Genomic DNA, 19,585 nt, shown 5'->3' on the forward strand with positions numbered 1-19,585 from the left:
AACGAGTTCTCCCATGTCCCTGCTCCGTACCTTTCCCAGCCGCGGCGTGCTGGACCGGCCACGCCGGCGCGTGGTGGCCGACGTCGTCGTGTTCCTCGGCGCGGCCGTCCTGCTCTGGGCGCTGGTCCGGCTCGCCCACGGCGCCACCGTGCCGTGGGACGAGGCGACCGCACCGTCCACTGTGTCCACCGATCCCGCGGAACTCCCCTACTACGCGGCACGTTCGCTGCTGCGGATGTTCCTCGCCCTGGCCGTCTCGACGGTGTTCACCTTCGTCTACGCCACCGCCGCGGCCCGTTCGCGGCGTGCGGCGAAGGTGCTGCTGCCGCTGCTCGACATCCTCCAGTCGGTACCGATCCTCGGCTTCCTGTCGGTGACGATCACCGGGTTCATCGCGCTGTTCCCCGGCTCCCAGCTGGGCCTGGAGTGCGCGTCGGTGTTCGCGATCTTCACCTCGCAGGCGTGGAACATGACGTTCTCCTTCTACCACTCGCTCGTCACCCAGCCACGCGAACTCGACGAGGCGGCCCGGCTGCTCCGGCTCTCGCGCTGGCAGCGGTTCTGGCGTCTCGACGCGCCGAGCGGGATGATCGGCCTGGTCTGGAACGGCATGATGAGCTTCGGCGGCGGCTGGTTCTTCCTGGTCGCGTCGGAGGCGCTCAGCGTCGACAACCACACCTACGCGCTGCCCGGGATCGGCTCCTACGTCAAAGCCGCGAGCGACGCCGGGGAGCTGAACCACGTGCTGCTCGCGATCGTCGCGATGATCGTCATGGTGATCGCCGTGAACGTGCTGTTCTGGCGGCCGCTCACCGCGTGGGCCGAGCGCTTCCGCAACGAGGAGGCCGAGGCCGCCGAAGCACCGCGCAGCCTGATGTTGACGCTGCTGCGCCGGTCCCGCGTCCCGGCGTTCCTCGCCCGGCACCTCGGCAGGCTCGTGTTCCCGCTCGATCGCGCCATGGCCGTGTTCGGGCTCGGCGACCGTCCACTGCGGACCTCGGTGACGCGGCGGCGGATCGGCGACGTCGTGTTCGCGGTGGCCGTCACCGCGGCCATCGCCTGCGGGCTGTACTTCATGCTCGGCTTCATCGAGCGCACCGCGGGCTTCGGGGAGGTCGGCCACGCGCTGCTGCTCGGCGTCGTGACCTTCGGCAGGGTCGTGCTGCTGGTCGTGGTGGCGACGCTGGTCTGGGTCCCGGTCGGGGTCTGGATCGGGATGAACCCGAAGGTGTCGCGGCTGGCACAGCCGGTGGTCCAGGTCCTCGCGAGCTTCCCGGCGAACTTCCTGTTCCCGCTCATCACCGCGGTGCTCGTGGCGACCGGGACCGGCCTGGACTGGGGCGGGATCCTGCTGATGGCGCTCGGCGCGCAGTGGTACATCCTGTTCAACGTCATCGCCGGGGCGTCGGCGATCCCGCACGACCTGCGCGAGGCCTCGGCCAACCTGCGGCTGCCGCGCAGGCTCTGGTGGCGGCGGCTCGTGCTGCCCGCGATCTTCCCGAGTTACGTCACCGGCGGGATCACCGCGGCGGGCGGGGCCTGGAACGCCTCCATCGTCTCCGAGATCGTCAGCTACAACGGCACCACCCTGCACGCCACCGGGCTCGGCGCGTACATCAAGGACGCCACCGACGCGGGCGACTTCGGCCGCCTGCTGATCGGGGTCGTCGTGATGAGCGTGTTCGTCGTCGGCCTCAACCGGCTTTTCTGGCGCCGCCTGTCCACCCTCGCCGAGCAGCGCTACTCCCTTTGACCATCCACTTCGGACGGAGTTTTCCATGACCACGACCACCACCCCGGCCATCCGCACCGGCGAAGTCCTGATCAGCGTCGACGCGGTGAGCAAGAGCTTCACCGGCGCGGCGGGCGACGAACTGCGGGTGCTGGAGGACATCCGGCTCGACCTGCGCGCGGGCGAGATCGTCGCGCTGCTGGGCCGTTCCGGTTCCGGCAAGTCGACGCTGCTGCGGACCATCGCCGGGCTCGTCGCCCCCACCCGCGGCGGCGTCCGGTACCGCGGCGAGGAGCTGCGCGGCGCGAACCCGGGCACCGCCATGGTGTTCCAGTCGTTCGCGCTCATGCCCTGGCTCACCGTGCAGGACAACGTCGAACTCGGCCTCGCGGCACAGGGCGTCCCGCCGAGGGAACGCCGTGAGCGCGCCCTGGCGGCGATCGACCTGATCGGCCTCGACGGTTTCCAGTCCGCCTACCCCAAGGAGCTGTCCGGCGGGATGCGCCAGCGGGTCGGGTTCGCGCGGGCCCTGGTGCTGGAACCGGACGTGCTGCTGATGGACGAGCCGTTCTCCGCGCTCGACGTGCTGACCGCGGAGAACCTGCGCGGCGAGCTGATGGACCTGTGGGAGACCACGAACTTCCCGACCAAGGCCATCTGCGTCGTCACGCACAACATCGAGGAGGCGGTGCAGCTCGCCGATCGCGTCATCGTGCTGGGCGCGAACCCCGGCCACATCCGCGCCGAGGTCGACATCACCCTGGCCCGGCCCCGCGACCGCCGCACCCCCAAGTTCGCCGCCGTCGTCGATCACCTCTACGGCCTGCTCACCGGAGCGGACCCGGACGACCTGGCGGCCGGGCCCGCCGAGGCGACGCCGATCTCGCGGCCGCTGCCCGCGGCCTCGGTCGGCGGGCTCGCCGGGCTGGTCGAGATCGTCCACGCGCGCGGCGGACGGGTCGACCTGCCCGACGTCGCGGCCGAGCTGACCTTCGAGATCGACGACCTGCTCCCCCTCGTCGACGCCGCCGCCATGCTCGACCTGCTGCTCGTGGTCGGGGCCGACCTGTGCTGCACGCCGGTCGGCGAGGCGTTCACGACCGCGGACATCCTGCGCAGCAAGGAGATCTTCGCCGATCAGGTACGCGGCCGGGCACCGCTGGTCCGCACGATCTCGACGGCGCTGGCGAACAGCCCGAACGGGAAGATGCGCGCGGACTTCTTCCTCGACCTGCTGCGGCGCGGTTTCTCCGCCGAGGACGCCGAACAACAGCTCGACACCGCCGTCGACTGGGGCCGCTACGCCGAGCTGTTCGACTACAACACCGACGACCGCCGGCTGGTCGCCATCCCCGCCGCCCCGATCGTCCACAGTGGATCCCGGTAACGGAGATCTCGCGTGATCAGACGGAGATCTCGCGTGTTTGGGCGAGATCTCCGTCTGATCACGCCGAATCGCCGCTCAAGCACGCGAAGTCGCCGCTGGATCACGTCGCCGGGTCGTCGCCGAGGCCCGCCGATTCGAGGTCCAGGAGGCGCTGGATCCGGCGGCGGGTGACGTCGGTGATCACGCCCTGCTCGAACAGGCGGGTCAGCTCGGCGCCCTCCACTTCGAGCACCTCGCGGCGCAGGACCCGGTAGGCCGCGAAGCGGGCCATCCCGTCCGGGTCCTCGCTGTCGTCGGTGCGGATGCGGTCGATGCGCGCCCGCCAGCTCTGCCGGAGCTGGTCGACCACGAACTCCGGCGCCGACTCGGTCTCGGCGAGGTGCTCCAGGTGCGAAAGCCCGGCCTCGGCGATCCGCAGGCGGGCGTCGAAGTGCTCGTGGCGGATGTCGGCCGGATCGAGCGCGATCCCGGTACGCCGGACCAGCGGGGCGAGCGTGAACCCCTGCACGACCAGCGTCACCACGATGACCGCGGTGGTCAGCAGCAGGATCAGGTCCCGCGCGGGCAGCGGTGTCCCGTCGAGCGCGGTGAGCGGCAGCGACAGCGCCGCGGCCAGCGGGACCACCCCGCGCGCGCCCGCCCACGAGATCACCGCCGGCGCCTGCCACGACACCCGTCCGCCGCCGCGGCGCTGCCGGACCGTACTGAGCACGAACACCAGCAGCAGCCGCGCCAGCACCAGTGTCACCGCGATCGCGAGGGCCTGCAGCGGCCACCAGGGGCCGGTCCCGGCCAGCCGTCGCACCAACGCCGGCAGCTGGAGCCCGATGAGGCCGAAGACCACGCTTTCCAGCAGGAACACCACAGTCTGATACACCGCGCCGACCTGCAACCGGATCCGCGCCGTGGTCAACCGCTCCGCCTGCGTCCCGAGGACGACGCTCGCCACCACCACCGCGGTCACCCCGGAGGCGCCGACCGACTCGGCCAGCACGTATCCGGCGTAGGGCGTCACGAGTGCCACGACGGTCTCCACCATCGGGTCCTCGGTGTGCCGCCGGATCACGAACGCGCCCGCCGCGATCAGCACGCCGACGAGCAGGCCGCCACCGGCGAGCACGGCGAACTCCGACAGCGTCCGGCCCCAGGACGCCGCGCCGCCCGCGATCGCGAGGAACAGCGCGACCCGGAACAACAGCAGGCTCGTCGCGTCGTTGAACAGGCTCTCGGCCTGGATCAGCGCCTGCACCCGGGGTGGCAGCGAGAGCCGCCGTGCCAGCGCGGTCACCGCGACCGGGTCGGTGCTGGCCAGCACGGCGCCGAGCACGAACGCCATCCCGACCGGCATCGGCGTCACCAGGACCGCCACCCCCACGACCGCCGCCGCGGACAGCAGCACCAGCCCGACCGACAGCGCCGCCACCGGCCGCGCGACCGCGCGCAGATCCCGCCACGGCAGTTCCTCGCCCGCCGCGAACAGCAGCGGAGGCAGCACGACCAGGCTGATGATCTCCGGGGTGATCCCGACCGCCGGCACCCCCGGCAGCAGCCCGACCAGCACGCCGGCGACGACGAGCAGCGACGGCGCCGGGACCCGCAGCCGGTTCGCGAAGGTGGTCACCACCGTCGCGATCACCACGAGGAACAGCACCGTCTCGACACCGCGCATGACCGGGTCCTTTCGTCGTCCAGTCCGGATGCCGACCAGACTTCCCGGCGCGCCGGGGATCACCCTACGTCGAGCGCGGGCCCCGGTCGGGCGCGGGCCGCACCGGCCATGTCAGCACGAAACCGCCCGGCGCACCCGTCGGCGGATCACCCGAACGGACCGCGCCCGCTGTCGTACCGTGGTGTCCGGGAGGTGAATCTTGACCACTTCACCGGACTCACTGCCCGCCGTGAGCAGGACCGCCCTCGGTGTGGCGGGGCTGCGCGCGCTGGAGAGCACCCGGCCGGACCGGCTGTTCGACGATCCCTACGCGCGGGCGTTCTTCGAGGCGGGCCGCGCCCTGTTCCCCGAGGCGCCCGGTCCCGGCCAGGAGCTTCGTCCGTCGACCCCGGCGAACCGGCTCGGCGCGTTGTTCTCGGCGCACGTGGTGGTCCGCACCCGGTTCTACGACGAGTACCTGCTCGCCGCCACCGCCGCGGGCTGCCGGCAGGTGGTCCTGCTCGCGGCCGGGCTCGACACCCGCGCGTTCCGGCTCGGCTGGCCCGCCGGGCTGCGGCTGTTCGAGCTGGACCTGCCCGAGGTCCTCGCGTTCAAGGACGAGGTGCTCACCCGGGAGTCCGCGACGCCGCGCTGCGCCAGGACGGTGGTCCCGGCGGACCTGCGCGAGGACTGGCCCGGCGCGCTCCTCGCCGCCGGTTTCGACCCGGCGGTCCCGACGGCGTGGCTCGCCGAGGGCCTGCTGGTCTACCTCTCCCACGCCGAGGCCGCCCGGATGCTCACCACCGCGGGCGCGATGTCGGTGGCGGGCAGCAGGCTGGCCTGCGAACACCGCCCCGACGGCGACGAGGACGGGCTCCTCGCCCAGGCCCGCGCGCTGCCGGGCGCGGAGAAGGTGACCGCGCTGTGGAAGGGCGGGCTCGGCGCGCACGCGACCGACTGGCTCACCGACCACGGCTGGCAGCCGCAGACCTACAGCCGCTCCTCGCTCGCCACCGCCTACGGCCGCGACGCCGACGGGCCCGAAGGCGGCTTCCTCATCGCCGTCAGGGACTGACCCTGTCCGTCCTTTGTGGACGGGAACCTCGCGCGACCCCCGCCGGTACCGGTCAGCGCACGGCGCCGATCCGCAGTGGTTTCGTTCCGGGCGCGCCGATCGGCTCGCCACAGGAGGCGCACACCGTCTCCGGCTTCAGCTCGGCGCCGCACGCGTGCTGCCACACCGTCGGCGGGGGTCCGTTGTGGACATACCGGTCGCCCCAGGCCATCAGCCCGAGCAGGATCGACTGGAGCGCCCGGCCCGCCTCGGTCGGCAGGTAGTCGTAGCGGGGCGGGTGATCCTCGTACTGCCGCTTCTCGAGCACGCCCGCCTCGACGAGCTTGCGCAGCCGCGCGGCGAGGATGTCCCGGCTCGCGCCGGTGTTCTCGGCGATCCGGTTGAACCGGCGCTCCCCCAGCATGACCTCGCGCAGGGCGAGCAGGCTCCACCGCTCGCCGATCACCTCCAGCGCCTCCGCGATCGAGCATTCCCGCCCGCGCGCCATCCCGCACCTCCTCAAGTCGTCAAATCCAACCTAGCACGTCATCGCGCTGCTCCTGTGAGCCAGGCGACATCGATCGCGCAGTGGGTTGTGGAATCCAACCCTCGGAGATATACCGGATTCCACACCACAGCTGAAGGAGGAACCGCCATGACCGACGCGGTGATCGTCGACGCGGTCCGCACGCCGATCGGCAAGGGCAAGCCGAACGGCACCCTCGCCGGGGTCCACCCGGTCGATCTGCACGCCCACGCCATCCGCTCGCTCGTGGAGCGGACCGGGATCGACCCGGCCCGGATCGACGACGTCATCAGCGGGACGGTCGGCCAGATCGGCGAGCAGAGCATGAACACCGCGCGCTGGGCCGCGCTCGCCGCCGGGCTGCCCGAATCGGTCCCGGCGGTGACGGTGGACCGGCAGTGCGGCAGCAGCCAGCAGGCCGTGCACTTCGCGGCACAGGGCGTACTGGCCGGGGCCTACGACGTCGTGATCGCCTCCGGCGTCGAGTCGATGAGCCGGGTGCCGATGGGCAGCCAGGTCGCCGGGCAGGATCCCTTCGGCGCCGGCGTCGCCGCCCGGTACCCGGAAGGCCTGGTGCCGCAGGGAATCAGCGCCGAGCTCATCGCGGCGAAGTGGGGGTTCTCGCGCGAGCGGCTCGACGCGTACGCCACCGAAAGCCACCGCCGCGCCGCCGCGGCCTGGGCCGACGGCCGGTTCGCCCGCGAGGTCGCCCCGCTCAAGGCGCCTCGCCCCGACGGCACCCTCGCCGACGTCACCACCGACGAGACCGTGCGTCCCGGTACGACCCCGGAGATCCTGGCCGGACTGCGCCCGGCCTATCGCGCCGACGTCTGGGAGCGGCGGTACCCCGAACTGGACTGGCGGGTCACCGCGGGCAACGCGTCGCCGATCAACGACGGCGCCGCCGCCGTGCTCGTCACGAGCAGCGAGACCGCGGCGAAGCTCGGGCTGCGTCCCCGCGCGCGGCTGCACAGCTTCGCCGTCACGGGCGACGACCCGCTCCTCATGCTCACCGGGATCATCCCGGCCACCCGCAAGGTACTCGCCCGCGCCGGACTGTCCCTTTCGGACATCGACGCGTTCGAGGTGAACGAGGCGTTCGCGAGCGTCGTGCTGGCGTGGCAGGCCGAACTCGGCGCCGATCCGGCGAAGGTGAACCTCAACGGCGGCGCGATCGCGCTCGGGCACCCGCTCGGCGGCAGTGGCGCCCGGCTGCTCACCACCCTGCTGTCCGTACTGGAACAGACCGGCGGGCGCTATGGCCTGCAGACGATGTGCGAGGCGGGCGGCCTCGCCAACGCCACCGTCATCGAGCGCCTCTGATCGGTCCCCGGTGCCTCCCCGGAGGAGCCCGAGTCCTTCGGGGAGGCACCGCGGACAATTCGGCCGGGCGCTCACCCGAAAACACTGGTCTTTTCGCGCAGCGGCGAGTCCCGCTTCCGACACCTCGGCAAAACCGAGGATTCCCTTGTGCGCGCCGGGTCGGCTCCGATAATATCGTCGCGTCGTTAAGCACATGTCCGGGTCAATTTCGACGATGGAAGTGGCCTGATGATCAACGGCTTTCGCAGAAAAAGACTGTCCCGTCATCGGGAAATCACCGTCCCGGTCGCCCTCGGCGACCCCGACGACCGGCTCACCCTGTGGGCTTCCCCCGGGGAGTACCCGGTCTACGATTCCTACGACTACGACTACATGGCCGAAGACAAAGTGTGTGAATCCGCGTACGAATCCGCGTTGCGCGAGGTCGCGGCCGGGCGCACGGTGCTGGACATCGGCGCGGGACGCGATCTGGACTGGGCCACGCTCGCGCTGGAGTACGGCGCGCTGGAGGCCACCGCGGTCGAAGGGATGGAAAGCACCGCACGGCTCGCGCGAAAAGCACTCGAGAAATCCCCGTACCGGGATCGGCTCACGTTGCTGCATTCCTGGTCGACCGACCTGGAAACGGACCGCCGTTTCGATCTCTGTGTCTCCGAGATCATCGGTTCGATCGGTGGTTCGGAAGGGGCGGCGATGGCACTGGCCGACGCGCACGCGCGGCTGCTGGCGCCCGGCGGCGTCATGGTCCCGCACCGGTGCGTCACGCTGGCCGGCGCCGTGTGCCTGCGGGACCTCGTCCCGGATCTGGCCTTCCACCCCGAATCACTGCCCTATCTCGACCGGATCTTCGACAGCACCGGTCATCCGTTCGACGTACGGCTGTTGCTGAGCCATTCCACGCCGGACGCGGTGACCACCGATCACGCCCCGGTGGAAACGCTCGACTTCGCCGAGGGCGCGGTGATCGAAGCGGAGGAAACCGCCGAACTCACCGTGCACACCGCGGGGCGCGTCGACGGGATCCTGTTGTGGATCAACCTGTGGGCCCATCCCGACGATCCGCCGATCGACGCGCTGGCCACCGAAACGGCGTGGGGCACCACCTATCTGCCCTGCTTCGACCAGCCCGTCGCGGTGCGGCCCGGCGACCGGCTGACCGTCCGGTTCGGACGGACGCTGAGCGACGACGGGCGGCATCCGGACTACCGGGTGCGGGCCCGGCTGGACACGGTTTCGGGCACGCACAACGGCGCGTTCCTGTCCACCCACCACGGCGAGGTCTTCCGGAGCAATCCCCTCTACGAAGAGCTTTTCTCCCTCCGCTGAGCCGGTTCCCGTCTCCCGGGAACCGGCGTCAGCCGGGGAATCGGCTGGGTCAGGCACCGGATGCCACCTCCGCCCCAGGCGAGTGCGCGCGCGGGAACGCCGACGACCGAGCGGTCCGGGAACTGTGCGCGGAGCAGCGCGAGCACGGCCTCGTCCTCGGGCACCCCGCCCATCGGCACCACCACGGCACCCGTGGGCAGGTAGAAGTTCACGTAGTTCACCGCGATCGCCTCGTCCCCCAGGAAGATCTCCGGGTACTCACGGATCTCCACCACCTCCAGCGCCCGCCCGCGGGCGTCGGTGCTCGCGCGCAGGACGTCGAGATTGCGCGCCAGCCGTTCCTCGTCCGGACCGCCACAGTCCTTTCCGGACTGGGCGAGCACCCGGCCCGGCCCGAGGAAGGCCGCGACGCCGTCGACGTGACCGTCCGTCTCGTCCCCGAACAGGCCGAACGGCAGCCAGATCACCACTTCGGCGCCGTACGCCCCGGCCGCGATCCGGGTCAGTTCCTCCTTGCCCAGTCCCGGATTCCGGGCGCGCAGGCACTCCTCGCCGAGGATCAGCGTGCCCTCGCCGTCGGTGAGCACGGCCCCGGCGTCGAGCACCGCCCCCGCCCGCCGGGACGGGACGCCGAGCAGCGCGCACAGCTCACGCGCCAGTCCCGCGTCGCGCCACCAGGCGAGGGCCTTCCCGCTCCAGCCGTCGAATCCGGAGTCCAGACCGGACAGCGCGCCGCGTTCGTCGATCGCGAACACCGGGCACGTGTCCCTCGCCCACAGGTCGTCGCAGGCGACCTCGGCGATCTTCACCTGGGGACCGCACCATTCGCGCGCCTTCGGCGCCGCCACGGGATGGGCCAGGACGAGCACGGGTTCGAACCGCGCGATCGTGCGCGCGGCGGTGACGAACTCGCGCTGCGCCGCGGCCAGGTGCCGCCCCCACACCCTGCTCAGCCACGGCCACACCAGGACGCACGCGCTGTGCGGTGCCCAGTCGGCGGGGACCCGGACCGGCGTCACCGCGGCGGACGTTCGCCGTTGGCGCGAGTACCGGGAGCGTCGACCAGCTCGCGGTACACCGGATCCGAGCGCAGCAGATCCTCGTGCCTGCCGACCGCGCGCACCTGGCCGTCCTCCAGGAGGACGAGCCGGTCGGCCTCCGCCGCGACCGACAGCCGATGCGTCACCGCGAGCACGATCCGGTCCCGTGCCTGGTGCGCGAGCGAATCCAGCAGCACCCGCTCACTGATCGCGTCGAGCTGCGAGGTCGCCTCGTCCAGCAGCAGCACGTCCGCGCCGCGCAGCAGGGCGCGGGCGACGGCCAGCCGCTGCCGCTGTCCGCCGGAGATCGCCACCCCGCGTTCGCCGACCCGGGTGTCGAGACCCTCGGGCAGCGAGTCGACCCAGCTCGTCAGCGCCACCGAGGCCAGCGCGTCGCGCAACCCCGCCTCGGCTCCCTCGGTCCCGTACAACGCCGCTTCCCGGACGGTTTCGCCCAGCAGCGGCGCTTCCTGCTGGACGTAGGCCATCCGGTGGCGCAGCTCGGCGCGGTCCAGCTCCCGCACGTCCACGCCGTTCAGCAGCACCCGGCCCTTGTCCACGTCGGCGAACCGTTCCATCAGGCTCAGCAGTGTCGTCTTGCCCGCGCCGGAGGTGCCCACGAGCACCGTGAGCCCGACCGGCGCCACGAACCCGACGTCGCGCAGCACCGGCTGGTCCCGATAGCCGAACCACACCCCTTCACACCGCACCTCGGGCGGCCCGTCGGGGATGCGCACGGACGCCGTCAGTGCCGGGCGGGGACGTTCCGCCGGCAGGTCCCGGACCGCCTCCACCCGGCGTACGGCGGCGAGCCCTTCGGCGATCTCGGAGGCGGCGTGGAACACCTCTTCGACCGGCTCGTGCAGGTACATCAGGTAGAGCAGGAACGCGACCAGGTCGCCGACCCCGAGAGTCCCGTCGGCCACCCGGGTGGCACCGACCGCGAGCACGATGAGGAAGGTCAGGTCCACCGAGGCGCCCGCGATCACCTCCACCCATGCCTCCGCGCGCACCGAGCGCACCCCGGCGCGGTAGGCGGCGTCGGCCTCCGAGCCGATCCGGTGCTCCTCGGCGCGCTCGGTGCCCGACGCCTTGACCGTGCGGAAGGCGATCAGCACCCGTTGCAGCGCCGAGGTCATCGACGCGACCTTGGCCTGTTCCTGTTCGACGGCCTCGCCCACCCGGCGCAACGCGAACTTCTCGGCGAAGGTGGTGACCGCGAAGAGACCGACGACGAGCCCGAGCATGCCCAGGTCGATCGTGCCCATCAGCACGATCGCGCCGAGCACCGCCACCGGCGCCGCCGCGGCGTTGATCACCGCGCCACCGACGGTCTCCTGCAACAGCGTGGTGTCACTGCCCACCCGGGACAGGAAGTCGCCGACCGGACGGCGTTCCACCGCCGCCACCGTCCCGCAGAGCACCCGCCGGGTCAGCCTGCGGCGCATGTCCCGGACGATCCGCATACCGGTGCGGCCGAGCAGGAAGGTGCACACCCAGGACAACACCATGCCGACGAGCGCGATCCCGGCGAGCATCAGCACCGGCCAGATCAGCGCCTGACTGCCCTCTTCCAGGTGTTCCATCACCCAGCGGGCGACCAGCGGCTGGACCAGGGTGGCGCCGTGCGCGAACAGTTCCAGGACCAGCAGGCCGCCGAGCAGGGCTCGGACGGGTTTCAGATAGCCCCACAGCAGCCGCGACGCTTTTCGCCGCGCCGCGGGATCCGCGTCGGTCTCGGATCCGGTTCCGGTTTCGGGGTGCGGTGGTGCCTGCACGGCGATCTCCTCGATCACACAGGTCCGCGCGCGAAAGGGCGCGCGGAAAGGCCGGAAAACAGGACGCCACAAGGATTCCGACGCGATTTCACCCGCGAACGCGGTCCCGCCGGGCCACGCCGGCCGCCCTCCGGGCCGTCCCGGAGGGCACGACCGGCGCTCCCGCGCTCAGATCAGCTGGAACGCGTACGAATACCGGTTGAGGTGCATGACCATGCACGAGAGCAGTGCGCCGCCCTTGTGGTACTCACTGAGGTTGATCAGGCTCAGCTCGAAGGCCAGGTTTCCGGCGATATCCTCCAGTACGCGGTTCTTCGCGAGCTCGGACTGGTAGTCCTCGGTGCCCACCTTGAGATCGTGGATGTGCGAGGCGTTGAGGATCGTGTTGTGCAGCCGTACCGAGTTGCAGATACCGGCATAGCACACATCCGCGCTCACGTCGACAATCTCGGTGTGGCGTTCGAGCTCGGCGATCTCGTCCTCCTCGTACATCTCGGTGCACACCAGCGTCTGTTCCCTGGTGATCGGGAAGACGGTGCAGTCGAGGTGGTAGAGGTAGCGGTCGGCGGCGGCGAGCTTGACGACCGTCATGTCGAACTCGCGTTCCATCCACTCGTAGGTCTCGCGCTGAGAGCGCTGTCCGTACCCGCCGACGTAGACGTTGTCGTGCAGGTGCTTGAGTTCGGCCTCGCCCTCGAACCAGGTCTCCGGCACGAAGGTCCGGTACCCCATCGACTCGAAGAACGGGACACCGACCGCGGTCTCCCCGCGCCGTGGTTCCGAGGCGTAGTTGGACACCACCACGGTGTTCTTCTCGGGCAGGTGCTCCAGGACGATCCCGAGGTTCGCGGTGAACACCAGGTCCTGCAGGCCCTCGGTGCGCGGGGTCGGCAGCAGGTACACCAGGGCGTCGCCCGCGAGGAAGCCGTACAGCTCCAGGAACTGCGTCATCGCCTTCCGGGCGTCCGGCACCCGCTCGGCCTCGTCGAGTTCCTCCATCCAGATGTTGTTGGCCACCTCGGTCCGATAGGAGAACGGCGCGTTGAGCAGGAAGGCGGGCCGTTGCAGCTGGGTCGGGTTGGCCGCGGGTCGCTCCGCGCCGTTGGCCGCGGCGGCGCCCGTCCGCGCCTGTGCCGGGGTGGTCGTGGTCATCGCGCCGCTCCTTCCGTCGCCGCGGCTTCGGCGGCGGGTTCTTCCCTGTCGGTGATCCGCACGAGCGGGTCGACGCCACCCTCGACGTGGTCGCCCGTCCGCTGCAGTGGCGTGAGGTCGTAGCGATCCGACACCGGGATGATCAGGTCCACCTGGGAGCCGTAGCGGATCTGCGAGAACCGGTCTCCCTGCGAGACCGCCTGGTTCTGCCTCAGCTCGAAGGGGGTGATCGAGTCGACGTCGTAGTCGGCGATCTGCAGGACGTAGTAGGGCCCGCTCAGATCGGCGTTTTCGAACCGGTTGACCATGCGCTGGTTGTTGTGCAGGTAGTCGGCGGCGCTGGTGGAGATGCGCAGGTCCTCGACCAGGTCCTTCTCCACCGCGAGCATCGGGAGGTTCAGCGTGTCGATCGCGTCGAGCTCCCGGTAGGACAGGCGCCCGGAATAGGGCACCCGGTTGACGTGCACGTCGAAGAAGGTCATGAAGATGCCGATGACCAGGCTGGTCCGGTCGTAGGAGGGATCACGCAGCGCGTCCCGCAGCGAATACGGCTTCCCCTTGATGTCGACCAGGCACTCGCCGGGCTCGACGACCTCCTGATAGAGGATGACCCCGTCCGCGGGCGAGAAGAAGTAATAGGGGTCGATGTAGGCCGGCCTGGTCGGATCGCGGAAGAAGTAGTACTGGGACAGCCAGGACAACGATTTGTCCTGCACCGCGCGCACATCGGTTTCGATCCATTCTTCCAGAGACTTCGCCATATTTTCGCAACTCCATCGCGTGGCTCTCGCCGCCACCGGCGGACACACCTGTTCGCAAACCCGCGTGGCGACGCTGAACAGAGGACGAAGAAAGACGAGGCCCGGAGGATCTTGTCGCAGACCAAGACGAAGCGTGGCCATCCAGCTCGAACGGCCGGGTCCGGACCTCGTCGCCGGTCACCATACCGCCTCCCGGATATGACGGGAAAGGTCCATTCGCCTGACCGGGATCGGTACCACCACAGCGGCACCGCACCCAGCGTGCATATCGGTCCCGGACGAAACAGTCGAATCGCCGGTACCGGCAAATCCACACCTTATACGCACATCACATGCGCATAACTTTCGACCATTCGGACCCACGCGGTCGGTCAACAGTCGCAAAAACCGGTTTTGTTACACATATTCGGCGACTTCTTCCCCGAGTACAAAAGTCGCGCTCCCCCGAGCCGGGCCGGAGTCCTCAGTGGACGGTGACCGGATGCGCCACCACCGCGCCGAACAGGTAGCCCTGGGTGTTGTACGGCGCGACGTCGGGCTGCGCGAGGCCGTCGGAGCCGGTGGCCCGCGCGCGGACGGTGTGGGAGCCCGGACCCGGCGGCCGCCACGGGATCGTCCAGCGCCGCCAGCCGTGGTCCGCGCCGGTCGGCGTGGCCGCCCGCCAGGTCCGGCCGCCGTCGGTGCTGACCTCCACCCGCCGCACCCGCCCGCTCCCCGACCAGGAACGTCCGCGCAGCAGGTGCGTCCGGCCGCCCGCCAGCTCCGCCGCCCACGGCAGTTCGAAGGCGCTCTTGGTGTTCTGCCGGGTGACCAGCGTGCCCTCGGCCGGGTAGCCGGGCCCGGTCAGCCGGTACCACTGGGTGTTCCACGGCGAGTACAACGGCCGGTCCGCGACCTCGATGCGGCCGAGCCACTTGATCGAGGAGATGCCGATCCAGTCGGGGACCACCAGGCGGACCGGGTGACCGTGATCCGGCGGCAGGGGTTCGCCGTTCATCTCGTACGCGAGCAGGACGTCGTGGAGTGCCTTGCGCACCGGCAGCGGGCGGCGGACCCGCCCGAAGTCGGCGCCGTCGGCCACGTACGGGCGGTCCAGGCCCTCGGGCAGGATGTCCACCGCGTCCGGGGTCAGTCCCGCGCGCCGCAGCACCGTGGCGAGCGGCACGCCGCGCCAGCGCGCGACACCGACCGCGCCGAGGCCCCACGCGGTTCCGGCGACCCGCTGTCCCTGCTGGCTGGTGAAGAAACTCCGGCCGTTCCCGGCACATTCGATCCGCGCGGTGACCGCGCGCGAGGGCAGCCGCCGCAGCTCGTCGTACCCGATCTCGATCGGCCGGTCCTCCGGCGGCGCGCCGCGCAGCCCGCTGCCCCACAGTTCCAGGCGCCACTTCGCGGCGTCGATGATCGGCGTCTCGGTGTGGTCACGCACGAAGAACCGGTCGACGGGCACGAGATCGCCCACCCCGCTCATCGACTCCCAGCGCATCTCGGCGTTGCTGCCGTGGACCACGAACCTGTCCGCGGGCAGCGGCTTCACGATCGGGCCCGCCGCCGCGGCCCGGCCCGTCCACAGTGGACCCGCCGAGGCCGCCGCGCCGAGGACCCCGGCCAGTTTCAGCGCGGTGCGCCGGGGCATGCCGGCCAGGCGGCGCCGGTCGTACTCGATCTCTTCCGTCTCCCGCATGGCACGTCACGATGCCGTGGCCGGGACCCGCTGTCCTCCCCGTCCATCTGGCGGGACACGCCTCAGGAGTCCTGCTCGTCGTCGAGGCCGTCGCGGTCGGCCCACTCCAGGAGCGTGTCGAGCGAGTAGGCCGTGTCGTCGATGCCCGCGTGGAGGTCGCCCAGCTTCGCGAACCGCGCCGGGACCGTCGCGATCGTGCAGTCCCCGGGTTCGACGTCGTCGATCTCGTCCCAGCGGATCGGGGTGGACACCGTGCCCTCGGGCACGCCCCGGACCGAGTAGGCGCTGGCGATCGTGTGGTCGCGGGCGTTCTGGTTGTAGTCGACGAACAACGCCGCCGGATCACGGTCCCTGCGCCACCAGGTCGTGGTCACCTCGTCCGGCGCGCGGCGCTCGACCTCCCTGGCGAAGGCCAGCGCGGCCCGCCGGACCTCGGTGAACCCCCAGCGCGGCTCGATGCGGACGTAGATGTGCAGGCCCCTGCCGCCGGAGGTCTTCGGCCAGCCGGTCACGCCCAGCTCGTCGAGCACCTCGTGCGCGACGTGCGCCACCCGCCGGACACGGTCGAACCCGCAGTCCGGCATCGGGTCGAGGTCGATCCGCCACTCGTCGGGCCGCTCGGTGTCGGCCCGGCGCGAGTTCCACGGGTGGAACTCCACAGTGGACATCTGCACCGCCCAGGCGACGCTGGCCAGCTCCGTCACGCACAGCTCGTAGGCGTGCCGTCCGTAGCGGGGGAAGTCCACCCGCACGGTCTCCAGCCACGGCGGGGCGCCGTGCGGGACCCGTTTCTGGTGCACCTTCTCCCCCGCCACGCCGGACGGGAACCGGTGCAGCATGCACGGCCGCTCGCGCAGCGCGCGCACGATCCCGTCCCCGACCGACAGGTAGTACTCGACCAGGTCGAGCTTGGTCTCGCCGCGGGCCGGGAAGTACACCCGGTCCGGGTTCGAGACGCGCACCGTCCGGTCCCCGACCTCGATCTCCACCGCGGAATCCTTCGCCATGGGAAGAACGTAACCGCACCCCGGCCCGATCCGCCTCCTCTGCCGCCGTCTCCCCGGCTCGGCCGAGGGACGCCCCGGGTGCGTCCACCGCACCGAGGGACGCCCCCGGTGCATCCGACGCGCCCAGGGACGCCCTTGTCGCACCCGGGCGCACCGCGACCCGGCACCGCTCAGACGGCGACCGCGTGCTTGCCGTGCGGCCGGTCGTCGGCGGCCTGGTCGAGGATGCGGTTGGCGACCCGCCCGAGCGCCGCGTGCAGCTCGTCGTGCCCTTCCGGGCCCCAGTCCCCCAGCCGTTCGGCCAGCCACTCCTTCCACGCCGCGATGAGCTTGTCGAGTTCCGCGAGCCCCGGTTCCGTGGTCGCCCACTGGCCACCGCGGTAGGTCAGGTGCCCGGTCAGCTCCAGTTTCGCGAAGGCGGGCTCGAACACCTCGGGCGGGACGCCGTAGCGCTCGCCGATCACCGGCAGCGAGGTCGGTTTGTCCCGGCGCTCGCGCAGCCGGACCTGCCCGACACACCAGAGGCCGCCGCGGTCCAGCTCGCACCCGGACCGCGCCACGATCCCGGCCGACGCGGCACGCCCCTCACGCGCGAGGATCCGGCCGACCGCGCGTTCCAGATCCTGGTCCCGATCACTGGGATCCGGCATCGCGAACCCGTCGCCCAGGTCCGGGGCACCGGCCCGCGCGGTGTCCCGCAGCGGCACCTCCTTGAGGAAGAAGGCCAGCACCAGCGCCACCAGCCCGACCGGGGCGGCGTAGAGGAACACCGAGTGGATCGAGTCGCTGTAGGCCTGGACGTAGGGCGCCGCGATCGGCTCCGGCAGCTGGTGCAGCGCGGTCGGGAGCTGCACCGCGCGTGGATCGATCCCCGGGGGCAGCGGGTGCTCGGCGGTCGCCTTCGCCATGTTCGGGGCCAGCTGGTTGGCGTAGATCGTGCCGAAGATCGCCGCGCCGAACGACGAGCCCATGGACCGCAGGAAGGTCACCCCGGAGGTCGCCACGCCCAGGTCACGGTAGTCGGCCGTGTTCTGCACGACGATGACCAGCACCTGCATGCTCAGCCCGATCCCGAGGCCGAGCACCGCGAAGTAGGCCGACATCTCCCAGAACCCGCTCGTCGGGCTGAGCCGCGAGAGCAGGTACAGGCCGAGGGTCAGCCCGACGCCGCCGAGGATCGGGAAGATCTTGTACCGCCCCGTTTTGCCGACCAGGTTGCCCGCGAAGATGCCCGCGATCAGCAGCGCGATCACCATCGGCAGCATCCGCACGCCCGAGCTCGTCGCGGAGATGCCGTGCACGTACTGCAGATAGGTCGGCAGGTAGGACAGCGCGCCGAGCATCGCGAACCCGACCACGAAACTGAGGATCGCCGACACGGTGAACACCGGGTTCCGGAACAGGCGCATCGGCAGCGTCGGCTCCTTCGCCCGTTTCTCCGCGAAGACGAACAGCACCAACAGGATCACCGAACCGGCGGCCATCCCGATGATGGTCGGCGAGTCCCACGCGTACTGCGTGCCGCCCCAGCTGGTCACCAGCGTCAGCCCGGTCGCGGCGAGGCCGATGAGCAGGATGCCCAGGTAGTCGATCACCGGTTTCGCCGCGGCCTTCACGCTCGGCATGGCGCTCGCCGCGACGATCAGCACCACCACCGCGACCGGGACGTTGACGTAGAACGCCCACCGCCAGGACAGGTGATCCACGAACAGCCCGCCCAGCATCGGGCCGAGCACCGTGACGACGCCGAAGACCGAGCCGAGCACGCCCTGGTACTTGCCGCGCTCGCGCAGCGGGACGACGTCGGCCACCAGCGCGGTCGCGGTGACCATCAGCCCGCCCGCGCCGAGCCCCTGCACCGCCCGCGCCACGATCAGCCAGATCATGTCGTTCGCGAACCCGCAGAAGAACGAGCCGCCGGTGAACACGATCACCGACAGCTGGAACATCAGCTTGCGGCCGAACAGGTCGCCGAGCTTCCCGACGATCGCGGTCATGATCGTCTCGGCGAGCAGGTAGGAGGTGATCACCCAGGACAGGTGCCCGGCGCCGCCGAGATCGCCGACGATCGTGGGCAGCGCGGTGCCCACGATCGTCTGGTCCAGCGCCGCGAGCAGCATGCCGAGCATGACCGCGGCGAACACCGCGTTGATGCGCTTGCGGCTCAGCTCCGGCGGCGCGGTGTCCTGCCGTTCACCGTCCACGGTCGTCGTCATCGCGCCCTCCTGGCTGTCCGGCCTTCAACGTATTGGCCGGGTCAGGTCCGCTCCACTGTGGATTGATCACCTGATGCGGTGAAACCGCCCAGGAACCAGCGCTCCGGCGGTGGTGGTTCGAGCGCCGTCGCGAGTTCGCCCGCCACCGCGTCCGCGATGTCCTCGACCTCCCAGACGTCCCGGTGCGGCACCGGGGGTTTGACCGCGGGCTGCCGGACGACGTGCAGATGTCCGCCGGCGAGCCGGAGCACCTGTCCGTTCAGTGCCGCCGAAAGGTCGCTGAGCAGATACGTGACCAGCGGCGCGACCAGGTCCGGGGTCAGCGCCGGGTTCCCGTGCAGCCGCGCGTCGCGGCTCTCCCGCATCATCCGTGTCCACGCGATCGGGCACACCGCGTTCACCCGCACGCCGTGCCCGGCGACGTCGGCCGCCCAGGAGTAGGTCAGCGACGCGACCGCGCCCTTCGACGCCGAGTACGCGGCGGCCCCGCGCTGCCCGATCATCGATCCGGACGTCAGGTTCACGATCGCGCCGGAACGCCGCGCGACCATGTGCTTCAATGCCGCCGCGCCACAGTAGAGCGGCCCGAGGACGTTCGTCTCGACCAGCGTCCTGGTCCGCGCCGCGTCGTCGTCCTCCCACGGTTCGACGTGGTAGTTCACCGCCGCGTTGTTGACCAGCCCGTCGATCCCGCCGAAGGCGCTCACACACCGCTCGACCAGTGAAGACGCGTACACGGCGTCCGACACGTCCCCGACGTCGGCGACGGCCCGTCCCCCGGCGTCGTCGATACTTTCGGCGGTCTTCACGGCCGTCTCCGCGTCGATGTCGTTGACGACCACCGCGGCCCCGGCCGCCGCCGCGTGCCGCGCGAACGCCCGCCCCAGCCCCTGTCCCGCCCCGGTGACCACCACGGATCGTCCGTCCAGAACTCCCATGGTCCCAGTGTGC

Annotated in this window: 15 protein-coding genes; 5 read left to right on the plus strand and 10 right to left on the minus strand. The window is 71.0% G+C overall.

The window, feature by feature from the left end; translation table 11 throughout:
• The first annotated feature begins 13 nt into the window (after positions 1-13).
• Both ABD987_RS16055 and ABD987_RS16060 read left to right on the plus strand, forming a co-directional pair.
• Positions 14-1,753 carry an ABC transporter permease gene (locus tag ABD987_RS16055; RefSeq protein ID WP_345393064.1) on the plus strand — a complete coding sequence of 580 codons (1,740 nt, stop codon included), beginning with the start codon at positions 14-16 and terminating at the stop codon, positions 1,751-1,753.
• A gap of 25 nt (positions 1,754-1,778) precedes the next feature.
• Positions 1,779-3,119, plus strand: a complete 1,341-nt coding sequence (locus tag ABD987_RS16060; protein WP_345393067.1) for an ABC transporter ATP-binding protein — start codon at positions 1,779-1,781, stop codon at positions 3,117-3,119.
• A gap of 100 nt (positions 3,120-3,219) precedes the next feature.
• Here the strand turns inward: ABD987_RS16060 and ABD987_RS16065 are convergent, their stop codons facing one another.
• On the minus strand, positions 3,220-4,788 hold the full coding sequence (locus ABD987_RS16065) for a Na+/H+ antiporter (protein WP_345393070.1): 1,569 nt from the start codon (positions 4,786-4,788) through the stop codon (positions 3,220-3,222).
• Between the two features lie 229 nt (positions 4,789-5,017).
• Between ABD987_RS16065 and ABD987_RS16070 the strand changes: the two genes are divergently transcribed.
• Positions 5,018-5,842, plus strand: coding sequence for an SAM-dependent methyltransferase (locus ABD987_RS16070; protein WP_345393073.1), 825 nt, complete (start codon positions 5,018-5,020; stop codon positions 5,840-5,842).
• A gap of 52 nt (positions 5,843-5,894) precedes the next feature.
• Here the strand turns inward: ABD987_RS16070 and ABD987_RS16075 are convergent, their stop codons facing one another.
• Positions 5,895-6,329, minus strand: coding sequence for a winged helix-turn-helix transcriptional regulator (locus ABD987_RS16075; RefSeq protein ID WP_345393076.1), 435 nt, complete (start codon positions 6,327-6,329; stop codon positions 5,895-5,897).
• 147 nt (positions 6,330-6,476) lie between these two features.
• Between ABD987_RS16075 and ABD987_RS16080 the strand changes: the two genes are divergently transcribed.
• Together ABD987_RS16080 and ABD987_RS16085 are read left to right on the plus strand one after the other, a co-directional pair.
• Positions 6,477-7,670, plus strand: coding sequence for a thiolase family protein (locus tag ABD987_RS16080; RefSeq protein WP_345393079.1), 1,194 nt, complete (start codon positions 6,477-6,479; stop codon positions 7,668-7,670).
• A gap of 228 nt (positions 7,671-7,898) precedes the next feature.
• Positions 7,899-8,996, plus strand: a complete 1,098-nt coding sequence (locus tag ABD987_RS16085; RefSeq protein WP_345393082.1) for an SAM-dependent methyltransferase — start codon at positions 7,899-7,901, stop codon at positions 8,994-8,996.
• On the opposite strand, the gene ABD987_RS16090 is transcribed toward ABD987_RS16085, so the two are convergent.
• The 8 genes from ABD987_RS16090 to ABD987_RS16125 all read right to left on the minus strand — a co-directional run bounded on the left by ABD987_RS16090 (position 8,969) and on the right by ABD987_RS16125 (position 19,572).
• Complete coding sequence (locus ABD987_RS16090) at positions 8,969-10,015, minus strand: agmatine deiminase family protein (RefSeq protein WP_345393085.1); 1,047 nt, start codon at positions 10,013-10,015, stop codon at positions 8,969-8,971. The two genes, ABD987_RS16085 and ABD987_RS16090, sit on opposite strands and share 28 nt — an antisense overlap.
• Entirely contained in the window at positions 10,012-11,832 is a 1,821-nt protein-coding gene (locus tag ABD987_RS16095) for an ABC transporter ATP-binding protein (RefSeq protein ID WP_345393088.1), read from the minus strand. The genes ABD987_RS16090 and ABD987_RS16095 overlap by 4 nt, the downstream gene beginning before the upstream one ends.
• Positions 11,833-11,982: 150 nt before the next feature.
• Positions 11,983-12,966: a dimethylarginine dimethylaminohydrolase family protein gene (locus ABD987_RS16100; protein WP_345393089.1), complete on the minus strand. Its 984-nt coding sequence runs from the start codon at positions 12,964-12,966 to the stop codon at positions 11,983-11,985.
• The gene (locus tag ABD987_RS16105; protein ID WP_345393092.1) at positions 12,963-13,727 is read right to left on the minus strand and encodes a phosphatidylserine decarboxylase; all 765 of its coding nucleotides are present in this window, start codon (positions 13,725-13,727) and stop codon (positions 12,963-12,965) included. Before ABD987_RS16105 ends, ABD987_RS16100 begins: the two co-directional genes overlap by 4 nt.
• A gap of 463 nt (positions 13,728-14,190) precedes the next feature.
• On the minus strand, positions 14,191-15,411 hold the full coding sequence (locus ABD987_RS16110; protein WP_345393095.1) for a sulfite oxidase: 1,221 nt from the start codon (positions 15,409-15,411) through the stop codon (positions 14,191-14,193).
• A 62-nt stretch (positions 15,412-15,473) separates the two neighbouring features.
• Positions 15,474-16,418, minus strand: coding sequence for a non-homologous end-joining DNA ligase (gene ligD, locus ABD987_RS16115; RefSeq protein ID WP_345393098.1), 945 nt, complete (start codon positions 16,416-16,418; stop codon positions 15,474-15,476).
• 170 nt (positions 16,419-16,588) lie between these two features.
• Positions 16,589-18,634 carry an MDR family MFS transporter gene (locus ABD987_RS16120; RefSeq protein WP_345393101.1) on the minus strand — a complete coding sequence of 682 codons (2,046 nt, stop codon included), beginning with the start codon at positions 18,632-18,634 and terminating at the stop codon, positions 16,589-16,591.
• A 41-nt stretch (positions 18,635-18,675) separates the two neighbouring features.
• A complete protein-coding gene (locus ABD987_RS16125) occupies positions 18,676-19,572 on the minus strand; it encodes an SDR family NAD(P)-dependent oxidoreductase (RefSeq protein ID WP_345393104.1) in 897 nt (298 codons plus the stop codon).
• Positions 19,573-19,585: the final 13 nt, after the last annotated feature.

Source organism: Amycolatopsis samaneae (assembly GCF_039541975.1).
In the GTDB taxonomy this organism is placed as follows: domain Bacteria; phylum Actinomycetota; class Actinomycetes; order Mycobacteriales; family Pseudonocardiaceae; genus Amycolatopsis; species Amycolatopsis samaneae.